At 40.8% G+C, this 18,549-nt stretch carries 12 protein-coding genes; 2 read left to right on the top strand and 10 right to left on the bottom strand.

What is annotated here, in order from left to right; genetic code table 11:
* Window positions 1–105 precede the first annotated feature (105 nt).
* A complete protein-coding gene (locus tag B151_RS0102195) occupies window positions 106–1,242 on the top strand; it encodes a type IX secretion system plug protein (protein ID WP_169332174.1) in 1,137 nt (378 codons plus the stop codon).
* Window positions 1,243–1,256: 14 nt separating this feature from the next.
* On the opposite strand, the gene B151_RS0102190 is transcribed toward B151_RS0102195, so the two are convergent.
* Genes B151_RS0102190 through B151_RS0102165 form a run of 6 tightly spaced genes read right to left on the bottom strand, consistent with a single transcriptional unit; the run spans window position 1,257 to window position 14,785 of the window.
* The gene (locus B151_RS0102190) at window positions 1,257–4,640 is read right to left on the bottom strand and encodes a peptidase MA family metallohydrolase (RefSeq protein WP_020401956.1); all 3,384 of its coding nucleotides are present in this window, start codon (window positions 4,638–4,640) and stop codon (window positions 1,257–1,259) included.
* 21 nt (window positions 4,641–4,661) lie between these two features.
* Complete coding sequence (gene rnr / locus B151_RS0102185) at window positions 4,662–6,827, bottom strand: ribonuclease R (protein WP_020401955.1); 2,166 nt, start codon at window positions 6,825–6,827, stop codon at window positions 4,662–4,664.
* A 10-nt stretch (window positions 6,828–6,837) separates the two neighbouring features.
* Complete coding sequence (locus B151_RS0102180; RefSeq protein WP_020401954.1) at window positions 6,838–11,547, bottom strand: translocation/assembly module TamB domain-containing protein; 4,710 nt, start codon at window positions 11,545–11,547, stop codon at window positions 6,838–6,840.
* Window positions 11,548–11,554: 7 nt separating this feature from the next.
* The gene (gene aroB / locus B151_RS17730; RefSeq protein WP_020401953.1) at window positions 11,555–12,646 is read right to left on the bottom strand and encodes a 3-dehydroquinate synthase; all 1,092 of its coding nucleotides are present in this window, start codon (window positions 12,644–12,646) and stop codon (window positions 11,555–11,557) included.
* Window positions 12,639–13,202 (bottom strand): shikimate kinase, encoded by a 564-nt coding sequence (locus B151_RS17725; protein ID WP_020401952.1) that lies wholly within the window; start codon window positions 13,200–13,202, stop codon window positions 12,639–12,641. The genes aroB and B151_RS17725 overlap by 8 nt, the downstream gene beginning before the upstream one ends.
* Window positions 13,199–14,785, bottom strand: a complete 1,587-nt coding sequence (locus B151_RS0102165) for an NFACT RNA binding domain-containing protein (protein ID WP_020401951.1) — start codon at window positions 14,783–14,785, stop codon at window positions 13,199–13,201. Before B151_RS0102165 ends, B151_RS17725 begins: the two co-directional genes overlap by 4 nt.
* A 29-nt stretch (window positions 14,786–14,814) precedes the next feature.
* Here B151_RS0102165 and B151_RS0102160 point away from each other — a divergent pair, with 29 nt between their 5' ends.
* Window positions 14,815–15,468, top strand: coding sequence for a hypothetical protein (locus B151_RS0102160; protein ID WP_020401950.1), 654 nt, complete (start codon window positions 14,815–14,817; stop codon window positions 15,466–15,468).
* Window positions 15,469–15,491: 23 nt separating this feature from the next.
* On the opposite strand, the gene B151_RS0102155 is transcribed toward B151_RS0102160, so the two are convergent.
* From B151_RS0102155 to B151_RS0102140, 4 genes are all read right to left on the bottom strand, one after another.
* A complete protein-coding gene (locus tag B151_RS0102155) occupies window positions 15,492–15,917 on the bottom strand; it encodes a TlpA family protein disulfide reductase (RefSeq protein WP_020401949.1) in 426 nt (141 codons plus the stop codon).
* Complete coding sequence (locus B151_RS0102150) at window positions 15,910–17,022, bottom strand: 6-bladed beta-propeller (RefSeq protein WP_020401948.1); 1,113 nt, start codon at window positions 17,020–17,022, stop codon at window positions 15,910–15,912. The genes B151_RS0102155 and B151_RS0102150 overlap by 8 nt, the downstream gene beginning before the upstream one ends.
* Window positions 17,023–17,087: 65 nt before the next feature.
* Complete coding sequence (locus B151_RS0102145; protein ID WP_020401947.1) at window positions 17,088–17,294, bottom strand: hypothetical protein; 207 nt, start codon at window positions 17,292–17,294, stop codon at window positions 17,088–17,090.
* Between the two features lie 227 nt (window positions 17,295–17,521).
* Window positions 17,522–18,376, bottom strand: coding sequence for a 3-hydroxyacyl-CoA dehydrogenase family protein (locus tag B151_RS0102140; protein WP_020401946.1), 855 nt, complete (start codon window positions 18,374–18,376; stop codon window positions 17,522–17,524).
* Window positions 18,377–18,549: the final 173 nt, after the last annotated feature.

Below are 18,549 nucleotides of genomic sequence, written 5' to 3'. Positions count from 1 at the left end.
TCAGCTTCAATTTCAAAGTCAACAAATAACTACAGAACAAACCAAAACTATATCAGCCGGTATCTTGTACCTAATCAATTACCGGCTCCTCAGTCTATTAAAAGTGTGCAGCTATATCGTAAGGGAAGTGTCAGCAATCCCCCGATCATAGAGCTGGGTTCTTCCCAAAAATTGGTGCTGGCTTTTGATGAACTTACCGACCTGTCGGGGCAATTCAGGATTACGTTTACTCATCATGATAAAGACTGGAACCCAAGCAACATCCCTCAAGACTGGTACCTCGATGATATGCAGGAGCTCATTTTGGGTGGAGGAAGTAAGAATCAATTATCAGATCCCGACTACTTTCACTATTCCATTTCTTTTCCAAATCAGCAACTTAACTTTCTGATCAGCGGAAATTATATGTTGCACGTAACGGATTTCAACTCCGGCACACGCCTTTTTTCCCTGCCTTTCTTTGTAGCCGAAAGAGAAGGTGAGATCACTTCCTGGGTAGAAACGGACTATAACGCAGGCGCACGTTTTGAAGCCCTGGACCGGCCTTTTAGTGAATTCATATACCCGGACTTTGTTGAATTCCCCGAATTTGACCTTAGTTTTAAATTTGTTCAGAACCGTTTTTGGGGAGATGCAAAACAATCAGAAAATTATGATTTTTCAGAAGAAGACCGGGCTCAGTTCCACCTTTCCAGAGAAAATGCATTCCCTGCCAATTTTGATTTTATTGGTTTGAATGTAAATACGTTTTCTCAGAATAACTCCAAGATCATAGAATGGCGGCCTGATCTTGAACCTCCTTTAGCTGTTTTAAGGGAGGATGTACTCAACTTTACGTCTGACCCAAATACCGGATGGGGCTCTTCTTTTGGGAATCCTAAAACTTCAAATGATGCGCGATATGCAAACGTACGCTTCCGCTTTGAGGATGGCGGACAGTTTGCATCAAATCAGGGCGTTTACCTGGTTGGCGACTTCAATCAATGGTTGTTATCTGAAAAGAATAAGCTGGAATACAACGAATCGTCAGGGTATTGGGAAACAACTTCTTTGATTAAAGAAGGCTCTTACACCTATAAATACGCCATTAGAAGCGGCGCTACCGGTATAGATGATCTCATTCTTAGCGATAGCATTACGCGACGTCAACAAGAATACACCAGCTTTGTTTATTTCCAGGATCCGGATTACCGGTATCACCGATTATTAAGAACCCAATCGTTCAGGTCTGGCCAAAATTAAATTCCTGACGACTGTTAAAAGTCAATTCCGATAGAAAAATAGTGGATTGGTGATCCTTCAAAACCATCTCTGCCATATGGCCAGCCTACATCATATCGGAAAGGCAGCCCAAGCAAAATGGTTCGAAACCCAAATCCGGCACTTAGTAAAAGGTCACCGTCAAGATAATTTACTGGAGCGCTTAACTCTTGAATGGCATCTGAGCCAACCTGTCTGACTTTATTAGTTTGCAATTGCTGAGCTAATTTAAAATCCAGTGATTTGCTGTTATCAATAACATTGCCGGCATCATCAACCACCTCATACTCCCTGCCTCCGCTTTCAAAATTGTAGCTGATATCCTGTCCCCATGCAGTACCAAAATCCACGAAAGCAGCTCCTGTAATATTATAAAAAGGCAATATCGGCAGGGCTCCAGGCACTACAGCCGCAAACAGAGGGAACCTAAATTCAGCATTAATCAAAGCGAAATTACTTCCATAAATACTATTGTAGGCATAACCACGCACAGGCAATGCGGGAACAGTAAAAAAGCTATCCGTCAGCCGGTCAAAAGAAAGACCATTGTCACTGAACCTTTGATTGATCCAGCCTAATTGCCCTCCCATAAAATATGTTTGCTTATCCGGGCCTACAGATGCCGCTCCGGAGCCTCTGAACGCCAACGCATATTGGCTGGAACCCAATCGGTAATATTGTCTGAAATCTCCCAATACCGAAGCAAATGCGGGGGCATTATCGCCTACCCCGGGACTTCCGGAGAAACCCACAGAATAACGTCTTCCTGCTTGTGGTGTCAGGAAACCGGGAATGGTACGGTCATTCGTAAAAATAATTTCAGGATAAAGAAATATACTTCGTTCGTTGCTGGGTTGTCCTCCTCCTGATATTCCGGAAAAAATAGTGTTTACCCGGCTGTAATCTCTGGTGATGCCCAGCGCTGAAAAACTAAAATCAAACCGCTTAAACTTATTCAGCGGATATTGTACGTTGATCCCTCCCCCAAAAGTTCTGAACCGAAGTAAGTCTCCAAAAATAGTCTGGTACCTTCTGGAGGTATGGAAATAAGATATAAACCAGTTCGTCCTGTTTTTGAGGTATCCATACTGTATGGAATAATCACTGTTCCTTAGATCTGTTACAAAATTCGTACCTAAGGAAATTTGATGATCGCCAAGCAGATCACTGATAATAAACTGTGTTTGAGCTGCAGATCCGTAGGTTGAAGCCACAAAAGTAGGGTTATATGCAATATCGGTTGAAAATTTAAGTCGATAATTCTTGGGTTGATAGCGCCCGTCTTCTGTAATGTTGTTCTCAGGATTAAAACTTTCAATATCTTCCAGTTCCAGGGTACTGTCTTCCATTACCTCTGTACTGAATACGTAGTTTCTGAAATCGATCTCATTGTTTTGATTCTCCTCTTCAACAGAATCTTGCTGTACTACCTCTTCCTCAACCTCTGCAGTCTTGGGTTCAGTCACCTCTTCCAGCAAGGTGGAATCCGGGATCGTCTGTGCGTCCCTTAAACCATGAGCATAAAGTTCCTGAACGATCCGGGTTGCAGGCACGCGATCATAAATAGATTCTGCTGCTCTTCTTTGTGCCCAATAATTTTTACTCAAGGCTTCATCTTTCTTGCGGTTGAAGGGAGAACGAAGCACAAAAACATCCAAATAACCTTCATTGATGGTATTAAATGCCAATCTCGAACCATCGGCACTAATCGACATTTGTGAAACCCCGGTTTGCAGATTGGTAAGCGGTGAAGAAATTCGGGTATTCAGGTTAAACTCATAGAGGTTCTGAATACCATTCTCATCAGAAATAAAGATCAATTTCCCATCCCTGGTGGTTTTTGGAGATGTTTCGCTCCAAACCGGTGTATTGGTCAATCGAGTGGCTTGTCTTGAGTCAATATTAACTCGATATATATCGGTCTGATACATCGTTTTATCACTTAAAAGATCATATTCAACCGTTCTGGTATGAAGGTTGATATTATCTCCCCGGTCAGAAACAAAATAAAGATACTGGGAGTCTTCGCGCCAGGCGGGTTGTATATCAGAGAAGAAATCGCCGGTTACGTTGGCAAGCTTTTGAGTTTCAAAATTGTAAACAAAAATATCCTGATAAGGCCCGATATTACCATCAAAGGCAATTTTTTTGTTATCGGGCGACCATGCCACCGAGTTGATCGCATCAATACTTGGGAATTTCAGCTTACGAATTTTCCCGGTTTCGTAGTCTATAATTGCGATATCATCCCGGCCTTCCGATTTAGTGGATAAAGCAATTTTACTGCCATCCGGTGACCAGGTTAAGTTGGGATTCAGGATGTTGAGTTCTTCAAATTCCGGATTATCCTCTCCCCTGATCAGTGTTTTAAGCTTGGATCCATCGATGGCACTGATCACAACAACATCAAAGAAGCCACGCTTGTTGGTTATAAAAGCAATTTTATCGCTTTGTGGGGAAATGGCTGGGCTGGTGTTGTACGTTCCGAACTTTCCTCTTTCAGTGAGTAATGTCGCGATCATATCCGCTCGTTCCCGCTCAGCAACTTCAGGATAATAGCGTTCCTGAAGAGCATCTTGCCATACTTTATCCAGTTCTTCCAGGCTCAGTCCTACCGATTGCCGAATACCAGCTTCTACACTTCGGGTAGTTTTTATACGCTGCAAGATCTCAGCTATCTTTTGCCGGCCATACTCCTCTACAATGAAATTCCATACCGATTGTCCTCCTCGATATGCATAATACCCACTCAAATATTGAATAGGCGGTAAATAGTTGTTGATGACCGCATCCCGGATATACATATCCGTATTGGTATCCCATCCAAGGGCGGTATACTCAGCCAAACCCTCTTCGAACCAAAGTGGAAATACCAGCTGTATATTATTTCGGATGATGGAATTGATGGTACCGCCATAGAACATGTCATTAAAAACAGCATGAACCAACTCATGATGAAGCGTGCGCCGGAAATCTGCATAATCTCCGGTAAATGGAACCGTCATACGGTTTTTCATTTTATCGGTAACCCCACCAATTCCCTCTGCATTGGTAGGAAGAGCAACTACATTGGTTTGGGAAAAATCATTATGCGAATCATAAATGATAAGTGGAATACGATTGGATATCTCATGATTGAAATCACTTTGAAGCTGCACATAGGCCGATTCTACACTTTTTGCAGCAAACTCAGCCAGTTCATAGTTCTTTTTGCCATAGTAATAGACATCAAAATGCGTGGTTTGAAGATACCTCCACTTGAAGTCCTCATACTGTACCCTGTTTTTTCCAAATGAGTAGTATTGAGCTGTGGCAGGTGCTGAAACCGCCAGAATTACTAAAACTGTAAGTGCCGATAACCAAGAAAATATGCTCTTCATAGAAGTTTGATTAAATAATTATCAAGCCAGTGCAAAGTCTATTTGTCGTTTTTGAAGATCTGTGCTCTTAACTCTCACCTTGATCTCATCACCGAGCTGATATTGTTTACCGCTTTTACGGCCAACCAATGCATGGCGCTTATCATTATAAACAAAATAATCAGTTTTTAAGTCACTCATTCTGATCATTCCTTCACAATAAATGTCATTTAGGGTAACAAAAATTCCCCGTTCCATAACTCCGCTGATAATTCCGTTAAAAACCTCACCGGTTTTCTTGCTCAAAAACTCAACTTGCTTGAGTTTTACAGAATCACGTTCAGCTTCCACGGCAACCCGCTCTCGTTCGCTGCAGTGTTCTCCGTCTTTTTTGAGCTGGGAGTGCGTATAAACTTTGGTACCGGAATTATATCCTTTCAGTAATCGGTGAACGATGACATCCGGATAACGCCGTATTGGACTGGTAAAGTGCGAATAATGAGCAAATCCAAGCCCAAAGTGACCAATATTATCCGGGGAATATTCCGCTTTTGCCATTGCCCTTAACATCAAGCCGTTAACGATGTATTCGAGGCTAGTATTTTCCACTTTCCCGAGCAAATCGTTAATTTTTTTTGGACTGATGTTCTTTTCAACGTCAAACTTGATCCCTATGGGTTTCACCTGTTCAGCAATGCCGGCCAACTTTTCGGTATCGGGCTTATCGTGAATGCGGTAAAAGAATGGGTACAAGTCTTTAGACCGCTTTTTGCCTGATGATTTTCTCATTTCCTCTACATGCATAGCTACGGTTTTGTTAGCCATAAGCATGCATTCCTCTATCAGTCGGTGCGCAAATATTCGCTCTTTTACGATCACTTTTAGTGGCGTGCCGTCGTTATCCAATACAAACCGGGGTTCCGGTGTATCAAAATCGATGGCTCCCTCCCTGAAACGGCGGTCTAAAAGAGTTCGTGCCAGTTTCTCAGCCGTCTTTACTTCCTTGCTGAACTTATGGCTCTTTCCTTCTATAACTTCCTGTGCTTCTTCGTATGTAAACCGCTGTTTGGAATGAATGATCGTTTCCTCAACGGAATAATCAACCAGTTTGCCATTCGGGGCTATTTCCATAAAACAGCTGTAGGTAAGTTTATCTTCGTTAGGGCGAAGACTACAGACTCCATTACTCAACACCTCGGGAAGCATCGGGATTACACGATCAACCAGGTACACGCTGGTGCCACGATGATGGGCTTCTTCATCCAACACTGACTTTGGAGTGAGATAATGCGTTACATCCGCAATATGTACTCCCAAATAAAAGTTTCCGTTATCCAGCACTTTGATACTCAAAGCATCATCAAAGTCTTTGGCATCGGCGGGGTCAATGGTGAATACATTCTCATTACGCATATCGCGCCGGCGGGCAATTTCAGCATCGGGGATGTTAACCGGAATTTGATTCGCATATTCTTCCACTTCAGCGGGAAACTCCGCGATCATATCATTCTCGGCTAAAATAGAAAGCACATTAGCATCATTGGTTCCCGATTTACCTAAAACGGATCTAATACGTGCTTCGGGCAAAGCCTTGGGATGTACCCACTGTATCAATTCAAAGATCACTTTATCACCGTCTGAGGCGGTGTTCAAATTTTCCGGCAATACAAAAAAGTTGGTATTTACTGATTTTGGATCGGCCTCAATGATATAGTTTTCCTTACTGACCTTTTGGAGAGTACCTACATAAAAATCTTTTCCCCGTTCAACGATCTCAAGGATCTTTCCCGAAGGCTGGCCTTTTCGTTTTCGGGTTCCGGTGATCTTTACTCGTACAATATCATCATTCAGAGCCGTTCCAATATCTCTGGCTGAGATCATTACATCCTGGTCCAGGCTGTCGGTGATTACATAACCGGTGCCACGGGCAGAAATATCAAGCTTGCCTACTACGACATCAGATTCCCTGGAAGAGCCATTATTCCTGGCTTTCCTGGAATTTCCAAGAGACACGTAGTTATCCTTTCGGTTGATCTGGTTTTGATGAGCCAGTCGCCCAAGAGCTTTATCCAGCCTTTTTATCTCATTATTGCTTTCAAGCCTAAGTACACTGATAATTTGCTCTCTTGTTAACGTATGATCCGGACTATTTTTGATCAAATCTATGACCAGATCTTCAAATTTCTTTAATCTGTCTTTTTTACTCATTTAATTTTCTTTAAACAGGATTTTGATCCTGTCTGTTTTCTGTTATTTCTTCTTGATCTTGTTCTTCTTTAGTGCCAAAGAGTTTTCTGAAGGGTGAGAATAAACGTTTAAAGAATTCATCCCACGTATTAAAACTAACTTTGGCCTCCAGGCCTACCCCATTTATTTCCTGAGATTGCTGAGACTGTTCGGTGCTGCCAAGTGTTCCAAAAGTGAGGTCCTGGCGGTGAAAAGCCGTAACCGCAAAAGTGCGATTTATGCGATAGGTTGCACCAAGGTCGCCTATACTTGATTGTCGTCCTGTAATTTGTCCTTCTCTTCTTAAGATCAGCTTATCGTTATATAACCTGAGTGCTACCCCAAGATCTACTTGATTATAGGTGTTTAAGTTAAAATCTACATCTAAACTACTCAAATCACTGTTCAATAACGAATTTACCTGATTTGATAACAATGGGTTAATAACCTGGCTGGAAAGCAGCGGGTTTAAAACTGCTGCACTGCCTGAAATATTCTCCGCAAACAAATTTGCCTGTGGATCGCCTGCAGATGAAACCGGTATAAAATCGCCCATCAGCATGAAGTTTGTGGCCTGGATCAGTTTCAGATTTTCATCCCGGTTAATGGAAGCCAACTGAGTAGATAATGTGGAATTCTGTTGTGCTTCGAACGTATCGGGCAGCCTGAAAAAGAAATTGTTTTCAATACTGGTGATAGTTCCTCCAATGTTAAGCACCAATTCTACAGGAACACGTTGTGCATTCTCCGGATCGCGGCGACCGGTTCCGCTTAAGGTATTGATATCAGGCCGGGCACTGTAAATGGCATTTACATTAAGGCTTGCATTAGCTGGATCACCCTCCCAAATAATCGTTCCTCCCGGTTCTATCTCAAACCTTCTCGTAAAAATATCGCCACTTACAAACTGATACCGTCCCCCACTTATATCAAATCTGCCAAACATGGAAACTTGCTCATCTTCTAAAAGAATACGGATACGGCCTGTTCCCTGTGCAGTTATGATATCTCCGGTAACCGGATCAAAAATAAGGCGAACGTTCATGGGATTTTGAGCCTCAAACTGAAGATCCAGGGTAAATCGTTCTGCGAAAGTAAGTTCTTCTTCCTCTTCTGCTGTTAATGTTTGAGAAGCCGTGTTGTTATTCTGAAACCTGCTCTTGCTTTGGGAAACCGCCTGATCATCAAACGAACTTACAAATCGTATAAAACGGTGATCTTCGTCAAATTCAGTTTCTTCCAGTAAAGGAATGGATATTTCTGAGAAATCAGTGATCATGACCGGGCCTTCAGTAGCCAGTACAGGATCCAGGTTTGTACCCGATATCGTGACCCTTCCACTGCCAAAAGCTTCACCGAAAAAGGCGACGGTAGGATCAAAAGCACTATTCAGAAATTGAAATTCATCCATATCCAGGTTGATGTCCATGGTATCGACCGGGGCAAAATCGTTCACATCGTAAAACCCACTCAATATCGCATTACCCCCAGAAGGATCGATCAGGTAAATATCGCGAAAGATGAAACCACGGCTCCGGTTCCAGGTGATGTCACCCTGCGCATAATAGTCGGTATCCAGAAAGCGGGGACGAATAAAAGCAGCATCTTCCGTTCCAACAGAAATATCGACCTGATAATCGAATGTGTCTAAATTCCCCCAAATTTTTCCGGTAGCTGTAGCCAATCCGGCACCTTCGGCAAATACCTTTGGCCCGATCAACGGAAGCACCCAAAGATCAATATTCTCAAAATCAGCATTAAAGGCGAAAATAGAATCTGCCGAGGGAAAACTCCCTCCTTGTGGAGCTAACACATATCCATCAATTTGAAAAAACTGTCCCTTCCGACCGTTATTCGCATAATACTCCGGATACTTTGTCGAATCAGTGGTTGAAATAATTTGGGTATCAAATCTTTTAAAATCCGGATTATAAGTACTGTTGATATTCAGGTCGCCATATAAATTATTGCCTAAATACAGCCCTTCTATTTCGATGTTTCCATCGATGGTAGGAATGGAGGTCAGTGTTGTAGTTGTAAATTTGCCATTTAACTTGCCGGCAAAATCGAGGCGTATATCGAGAATTTGAGAAATTTTTCCTAAATCCAGATTGCCGATCTCATAGTTCACAGAGTCTTCCGGGGAACTGCTGAATGTTCCGTTTACCTGAACAAACTGACTATCACTTTCAAATTGAAATTCCTCAAACGTGAGTTTTTCCCGGTCATAATATCGTACGGTCGGCTCTCCAAGGCTTCTCCACTGATACGTATCTGAACTCAGATTGAAATCTGCGATCTTGAAATGAAGCTGATCTTCTTCCAATACGCCGTCCATGTTTACCATGAAATTTGCTTCATCAGCCAACCGATCGGCACGTATATCAAGATCCAAAGCATTTTCATCAAGGTTTGCAGAAAGTTGGAAATCTCGCCCATTGAAAGCATTATAGATCAAATGTCCTGCATCCATTTGTACCTGAAGCCCTGAAAAATCTTTGAGTTTCCGATTGATCCTAAAGCTTCCGGTCGCCTGAATGTTCAAAGAGTCGGCTTCAAAACTTTCAATGGATGTCTTAGAATCCATGAATGAAGCATTAAAAAGCATACGCCTGCTGTTCACATTCACCGTAGAATTCAACCTGCCGGTTGAAGCCAATTTGGGGAATTTCGGCAAATAAGCATTTACAATCGCAAGATTTTTAAAATTCAACGACATGGTGAAATCCTGACTCGGTATCAGGTTTACGGTATCAGGTTTAACTACAAACGAGGTATCCAGGGCAATCTCATCCTTATATCGCTCCATGAAATAGGTCTTCCATTCCCTGCTAAGATCCAATAATACATCAGGTGTAAAAGAACCTTTTACGTTAGCATCAAAAGCTGTAGAGGTAAACCTGATCTCGCGCTCAGCAGCTTCCGGAGTATTAAAATCCATATAAAGCTGATGTCGTCCCAATGTGTCTTCAGCGAAGGCCGCTTGTAGAACGTCCAGGCTTAATCGACCGTACATATCCGTTGGTTTTTTACCAAAAAGAGTCACATCAAATTCAAGGTCTGCCGTAACCGGCTTAAGTTCTTGCCATCTGAAAATTTCCTTTACCTTCAGGTTTGAGGCCGATCCTCTTAATGAATATGACGGTATTTCTGAGCTGAGATCCACATATCCGGTTGTGGAAAACAGGGCTTCATCGATATTAATCCGGACGTCAGGTTCTATGTAACCGTCTGTCCAATTTGCAAGGACTGAAAGTTGGTTAAAAGTACGGTCATCCAAAGATCCGTTACCGGACTCAATGGTCAACCCTCCTTCACTTTCCATGATATCCAGAGAATTGGTTTTGAATTGTCCGCGCAGGCCCAAATCAGATGTTCCTATCTTTGGATTTACCAGCGATCCAATATCTAATGCTGTTGTTCTGAAACGAGCGTCTATTCCCACTTCCTGCCCCCACGTCATGGTGCCCTCCAATTCAATATTGCCACGCTTGTAATGATCGGCAGACATGCTGATCTCAGTATTCTGAGTGTTCCCTTCTATTTGTGCCTGAAGGCTCGTTTGGGCAAGAGCTGTTTGCAGCGAATCATTCAGAAAAGGCCGAAACGATTTAAGCTCCTGCTGAGCGATGGAAAGCTGAGGTATATTAAGATTGTATGTTATTTCCTGAGGCTTTAGATAATGGCCAAGGCCCCCATCAAACCGAATGAAGCTATCGCCTAAAATTAGCTCAGAAGCTGAAATTGATAACGAATCCAGGGTTCCTTCCCCTTCCACTGATCCCATCATGTTAGACTGAATATAATCCGTACTCCGGGGAATAAAAGTTGCCAACAGTTCAGGGGTAAATGATATACGGTCAATCAAATAACTAAAACTGGCATCATCGAGTTGTTGCCGAATATTCCCCTTAAGAAAATTCAGTCCATCTACTTCACCATTAAAACGAATAGCAGAATTCCCATGGATCACATTGAGAGCATTAACCTCAAAGAAGCGCTCATCATTGTAGATCTGTCCATAAGCCCGGAAACCTGTGATATCCAGTTTAGGTAGATCGAAGCTTAGATTATCGATATCGAGAAATCTTTGTTCATCGGTTATTTCCACAAACACCTGAAGATCAACATTGTTTATACTCAAGCTGTCTCTGTCGCGGTAATTCCTGATTACTGTCTTTCCATCATATACCATTACCGAAGGAACCACAATCTTAAAACCAAGTCTGTTACTTGCATCAACTATTTGAGACGTCTCAGAGGAAGTCGAATCAGCTTGGGGAAGTAGTGTGAATGCTTTTTCCAATGAAAAAGAAGAATCCCTGTCAAAGATCAGGCTTGGACTTTGGAGTTCCGCTGAATTTACAAGCAACTGATTTTTAAGGAGCGACCAAACATCAATATTTGCCACAATAGATTCTGAGTCAAAAACCGGGGTATAGGTATTTTTGTCTGGATAGATCTTTACTTCTTTCATCTCAACCGTCAAAGGCAGCAACCCGCTCAGCTGTCCTATACTCAAAATCCCTTCGAATTTGCGGTTAAACTGGTCTTCAAGTTGTTCTGCAACGTAATTTTTTACCGGCTGAAGTTGCATCACTCCAAAAATGGCACCGGCCATAATAGTCACAGTAAGCACAATTACACCTACAAAGGTCCAAAAGAAATTCCATGATTTATATAACCAGCGTACGTAAGCCACTATGTATCTAACTAAATATGTTTAAGGTATGCTGCCAGGCTTTTTCTATAAAGTCTTCATCTGCCACATTGTAGATGTAGGGGATACCTTCTTTTTTCAGAAGAATGAGCCGTAATTGTCCGTCCTTCACTTTTTTGTCGAATTTCATCATTTCCACCAACTCACGGGGAGACTTCTCAATGCCTTTCAAATTGAATTCATACAACGATTTGAATTGCATTAAATTGGACAGCTCAATGTTCACCCCCAGATAATTAGAAGCATGCAATGCAGCAACCATACCTGCAAAAACAGCTTCTCCGTGAGAAAACATTTCATAATTACCTTCCCTTTCTAACACATGACCAAAGGTATGCCCAAAATTAAGGATCGCCCTTTTCCCGCTTTCGAGTACATCTTCAGATACTACCTCAACTTTAATACGTGCACTCTTTTTAATTAATGAAAGCCACGCTGCTCCATCTGTGAAAACATTCTTGTCTATCAGCTGTTTGGCCTCTTGCAGAATTTCCGGGGAATGAATGTATCCGTACTTCAAAACTTCACTTAACCCATTTACCCATTCTTTTTTAGGTAGGGTTTGAAGATAGTGAACATCTGCAAATACCGCCTCAGGTTGATAAAAACTTCCAATCAGGTTTTTCCCTGTTGTATGATTGATGCCCGTCTTACCACCAATAGAACTATCCACCATAGACAATAAGGTGGTGGGAATATGTATCAAGGGAATGCCTCTTAAAGCCGTGGCAGCCACAAAACCGGCAAGGTCTCCCGTCACTCCTCCTCCAATTGCAAACAGGGGCGTTTGTCGCTCAACTCCGTTCTTTAATACATGATCTAAGGCAGCCTGGTAGATCTTCATGCTTTTTGCTTGTTCTCCCTGGGGGATTTCAAATACATGAAGGTTCGAAAACTGTTGCTTCAATACCGGTTCAAAATGATCCCGGTGGTGTTCCAAAACAAAGGCATCTGCCAAAACAAAGGCGGTATCTGAGCTGTATGTATTGATAAACCGTCCCAATTCTTCGGAAAGATCATCTCCGAAGTGAATCTTATAATTATCCTGTGTGGACGTTTCTACGAATATGGTATCAGACATGCCTTGCTATTTTTTGAATGGCGGCTTCAGCCACTTCATCTGCCGTTTGAAAAGATGCTGTTTCTATACGAACCTGCGCCTGTTTATAGAATTTTTCTCGCTTTGAATATAAGGTTTTGAGTTCAGCATACAGAGTCTCATTTGATTTTATTTTACCCTGATCATCCCACAATACAGGCCGTTCTGAGGCAGATGCCACACGATCTACAATTTTGCTCATGGATGTATCTATAAACAACAGCAATCCGTGTATCTTCAAATGATCTACGACACGTTGGTTGTGTAAGGCACCTCCTCCAAGAGCAATTACCCCTTTCTGCGTTTGAGTGATCTCCAATAAATACTCCCACTCTTTCTCACGGAAATAAGCTTCTCCCCGTTCAGAAAAGAGCGTGTTGATCGATGAGCCTTCTTTTTCAACGATATATGCATCAAGATCAATAAAGTTAAACCCGATCTTTTCGGCAATCATGCGGCCGATCGTGCTTTTTCCCGAAGCCATGAACCCGGTTATAAAAATGCTTTGCTTGAAATTCTTTAACCGTTCAATATTCATACCACCGGATTTTTTGGTGTTACCATCTCAACTTCTTCTTTATCTACTACAACCGCACCGGGCGCAGAACCTTTTGGCTTACGGACATATTTTTTCTTGGTGATGATGACCGGAGCCAGCTTCATCCCCTTTGCTTTTGAATTGTATGCCGCATAGGAAGCAGCTTCAAGAAGTACGGCCCGGGGAGGCATCTCCTTTTCATTTCCCATTCTTATCACAAGGTGAGAACCCGGCACACCGCGGGCATGCATCCAAACATCTTCTTTATGCGCTCTCTGAACTAATTCATCATTGCTCTTTGCATTCTTCCCTATCCAAACCGTATAACCCTGAACTTTGAAATTATGGAAGGGCAACGATTCTTCGTCTGCACCGGCATCATTCTGATTTCGATACGCCTTAAGTTCATGCTCATGTTCCTTTTCCCAATCCTGGAAAGCCCATAAATTGGTAATGGCTTCAGCTTCTGCAAGTAATTTTTCTGCTTTTTCCTTCTCCTTCTCCATTTCGGGAATTCGCTTCAAAGCCTCTTCATAAGATCGTTCAGCGCCGGCACTTTTTTTATAATACCGTTGCGCATTTTCAGCAATATCGAGATCAATTTCGAGCGGAATGGTTACTTTTTGCCCTTCGTTATAAAGATCTTCAACTTCAATTTCTTCTTTGTTGAGGTCTCCCAAATGTGCCTTTGCCATCAACAGATGTCCCCATTGTTCATATTTCTCGGCTCGTTCCAGGCCTTTATCTGCCTGCTCAAGGTTTCGTAAACCGGAATCCAGCCTTTTGATCTTTCGCTTCAAGTTTTTCAGTAAGGATGATTTTTGCTGTTTGAGCCGCTGATTTCTCGAATATGTTTTATAGCGATGAAGTATCAGATGATTTACATCCTCAAATTCCTGTTCCGTTTTTACCGGCAAGACTTCTTCCGAAAACAGCGTTGTCTCTCCATTTTCCAGCAATCTCGGGTGCGGTTCATCTTCCAGCTTTTGGCACACTTCTTTCACCCAATCCTGGAGCTCTTCTACCGAATAATCGTCCAATTCAAAATGCTCGATCAACTCCTGAATATTCTGCCGCGGAAACATCGCATTGATCCCAATGATCTTATTCTTGGTACTTTTTCGACTGATGTCTTCTTCCACTTTATAAACCGCCAGTTTTTGGGGTGATGGAGGTTCATCCCCGATGTTATCATATTCCTTAAACACTGCTTTTACCTGGTTGTCCTTCACCCAAAATACATTCGCACGATTACTGAACAACCTAAAGTACAGAACTGCGCCATTTTTAAAATGGATATACAGCCAACGGTCGGTTTCCGGAATGGTGATGTTTGTGATCTCATATCCATACAATTCTTCAAAAAAATTGATCGTGTTGCTTTTTTTGGCTCCTCTGTAGTTATCCAGATATAAGGCAATATTTCCGGGGGCTGTACTGAAACAAAGACGATAACTATCTGATTTTGTTCGAATAAAAAATTCAATAAAGTTCTTATAAGGACTTACAGCCTGCTCAATATGCCCACCAACCAACTTGTTTTTGAGGGCCTTATTTAAGTATATTAGTTCGTAATAATTCATTTAAATTCAGAGGGGAAATTCAAGGTTTCATGCACTATCCGATCTTCCATTCTATTGTTAATACCGTAGAAACACAACTGGGAAAAAGAGGGATAAAAACGACCAAGTTCAGAACTTGGGAAGATAACAAGATTCATGCAACCGGTTTAGAATTAATCATTGACCTGGATAAGGTTTCCAATTACATGCATTCGCTTTCCATCAATTTTGATTGGGACAGTTTTCGGGAAACTACCATGGCCAAGGAACTTGACGGCATGGATAGCCATCCTTTTTTAAAGATCGAAACGCTTACAAAATCAGCGGTTCCCCCAACCATTGATGTGGAAATGAGCTGGCTGTTTGATATCGATCTTTGTCAGCCTGAAATGCCCGGTGAAGCCGGCAACTACCGGGTAGAGCGAGCAAGCCGCTGGATGGAATCGATCAGTAAAAAAGTAAACGACCTGCTGAAAGATGAAAATATCATCACCCGCTGGCACATCGAAATTGACGGGGATGAGAATGGCCGTTACTTATCAGCCATCAACCTGATTTCTTATTTTCAATACGAACTCACTTCTCCCAAAAGCCTGAATGAAGTAAAACATTTGGTAGGACGAAAACTGCACGACCTTTTGTTAAAAGCGAATAAAGTAATCTACCTTTCAGATGAAATTTTGGAAGAATCAGTTGCGGCTTAGTTTTTAGTAAACATTATTTCTTGTTATAGACTGGTATTAGGTAGCCTGTTGTATCCCAATTCTCCTAATTTTAAAATTTGGCCTTCATCCATCAACACTTTATATGGCACCAATGGAATTAGCTCCCTCTTTCTAAATAAGTTATCCTGATCAAGATAAGATTTGATACTTATATCGTTATTTTTGATAAAAGATTCATAATTTGATTTGTATCTTTCAGATACAATTAAAACTAAGTCAAGATCATTGTTTTCTTTATTGTTCCAATAATATAATTCTTCTTTACAGGGTGTACATTCATTTACAGAAGTAAAAAGAAATAGCGTAGAGTCTTCTTCACTGAACTCAATATTCAAATCATACAAAGCATTTTTAAAGTCTGTACCAGATTCCCATTCAGAACACCCAAATGCAAAAAAAATCAGCGTTATAAATAAAATTTCACGCATCTTGTTTTATTTTGTAAACACCAATTCTAAAATTTAAAGGATCTTCATCTTCAATGAAGTAAAGCTCATTTTTATTTACACCTATAAGCCTATATTCTGATGATAAAACATCTATTAAATGATAATTATCTCTTGAATAAATAGAGATATGATAATTCAAATCTGACAAATCTTTAGAATCAAACCATGATTCAGTTCCATTGATAAAAAAACTTCCTATGTAAGAATCTGTATAGAAGATTTTTTCAGTTGAACTCTCTGATATTTTTCCCATATAACGCTCCTTGCTATTATCACCTGCACTTGACCTTTCATTGCCTTCACCAAAAGATTCTGAACGAACACCGAAATAAGCTAATCTTTTCCCACTCTCAATATCATATTCCTGAAAACGGTATGAATTTTGATGAGATAATAAAACTGAACTATTCTCTCTATCAATATCAAAAAGTGGGCGATTGTACGTTGACTCAATTCCTTTCAAATAGGGATCATATTTGCCTATTGTTTTTTGGGGCTTTAAGTCATATTTGTCAGCAAGTAAAAGCGGAGGGCTTTGAATCAATAAACCTGATTCCATTCTGCTACTTACTACATCTGTCTGAATGATTCCCATCATTAGATTTGAACCCAAAACCTTTAAGTCATGAGAAGAAACGAAATAAGATGAATTATTTACCTCAACACTTTTTTGAAGATTATATTCATTATCAAAAATTTTAATTAATCTCTGAGAATCGTCATATACATATATATTGTTATTCTCATCAATTGTATATGCATAAACCAACTCAAATTCATTAGGACCTCTACCCGTTCTTCCGAATGAATTAATTAGCCTTCCTTCTTTATCATAAATCAAAAAACTACTATTGATTGTATTAAAGAAAAAAAGATTATCCTCAGAATTAAATTCTACTCTATATAAAGGAGTTCCAATGCTGTTTTGTTCTGAGTGTTCTAATGTAATAGTTCTTTGCTTTTCCAGAAATAAGGTTTTACCATTCTCATCATTAATTGAAATGAGCTCATCTTGATTTTCAGTACTTTTAGTACAAGAATAATTGAATAATAATAATACTATGATTGGAATTATCTTTCTCATCACTTTATAGGGTAAAATTAAATAGCCTTAGTAAAACTAAGGCTATTTAATCGTTAATTTACTGTCTAGTTTTCTTCAGGCGTTACTACTATTGGACATAATACATAACAGTCATCTTCAGGACCTGCACATTCATATCTCCCATATCTGTCTGCTTGTGCCCACCAACCACAATCACCTTCGATATTGGCATTAGCATCGTCAATATTAATAAAAAGTAACACCGCAAAAACCATTATTAAGGTCGAAACAATAAACTTTAGATAATTCATAACTTTCACATTTTTAACTTAGGTTTAGATGAGGAAAATCCCCGATGTTCTTAATTAAAAAAAAAAAAAAAACTATTTCGCAAGTATCCTATAAAACTAACTTTAGTTTAAAATAGCCATTTCTCTAATGATCTAATTCACCCATCAAACCAAATCTAATATATTATAAAAAAGCCCAATTTTTTGGAGTCGGGCTTTATTCTTATCAGATCATAAATACGTTTTAATCAATCGTACTTGTAGAATCCTTCGCCGGTTTTATTGCCGAGTTTTCCAGCATCTACCATTTTAACGAGCAGTGGAGCCGGGCGATATTTTGGGTCTTTAAACCCTTCATACAGCACGTTCAAAATATCGAGGCATACATCCAGCCCAATGAAATCTGCGAGTCGCAGTGGCCCCATAGGATGCGCCATCCCAAGCTTCATCACTTCATCCACGTTTTCCGGAGTGGCCACCCCTTCTCCTACACAGAAAATGGCTTCGTTGATCATCGGCATAAGTACACGGTTGCTTACAAAACCGGGTGCATCATTTACCGGAACCGGCACTTTATTGAGCTTTTTGGCAGTAGCTTCAACCACATTATAGGTCTCATCATCGGTTTCAAGTCCACGGACAATTTCCACCAACTTCATTACCGGCACGGGATTGAAAAAGTGCATTCCAATGAATTTCTCGGGACGAGAAGTCAGCGCTGCAAGTTTGGTGATTGAAATGGAGGATGTATTCGAACCAAATATAGTATGATCAGGTGCAGCTTCGTCAACCTGTTTCCAAACCGACTTTTTGATCTCAAGATTTTCAGGAACAGCTTCCACTACCAAATCCACATCCTTCACTCCTTTGTTCACATTCAGGAAAACAGAGATACTATTCAGCGTATCCGATTTCTTTGCTTCATCAATCTTTTCCTTTTTCACCATTCGGTCGAGATTCTTCTCGATGGTAGAAAGCGCACGGTCGGCAAATTCTTGTTTCGTTTCGATCAGATTAACAGATATCCCACTCATGGCAAAAACATGAGCGATGCCATTCCCCATCGTTCCGCCACCAATTACGGCTACTTTTTTTACGTCCATTTCAATGTTTTATTTATGATTTGAATTTTATGCAGATTAGGGGTTTTGGAAGCGTTTTTCAAGCCGGTAACGCGGGTTTTTACAGATATTTTGTCAGTGAACTATGTGATCACCGAATCACAAAAATGCGGAATGCAATGAGTTCAACAGTTAAATAATTGTAGATATGCTGA

The organism is Gracilimonas tropica DSM 19535 (assembly GCF_000375425.1).
GTDB lineage: Bacteria > Bacteroidota > Rhodothermia > Balneolales > Balneolaceae > Gracilimonas > Gracilimonas tropica.
This window is presented reverse-complemented; position numbering and strand designations above follow the sequence as displayed.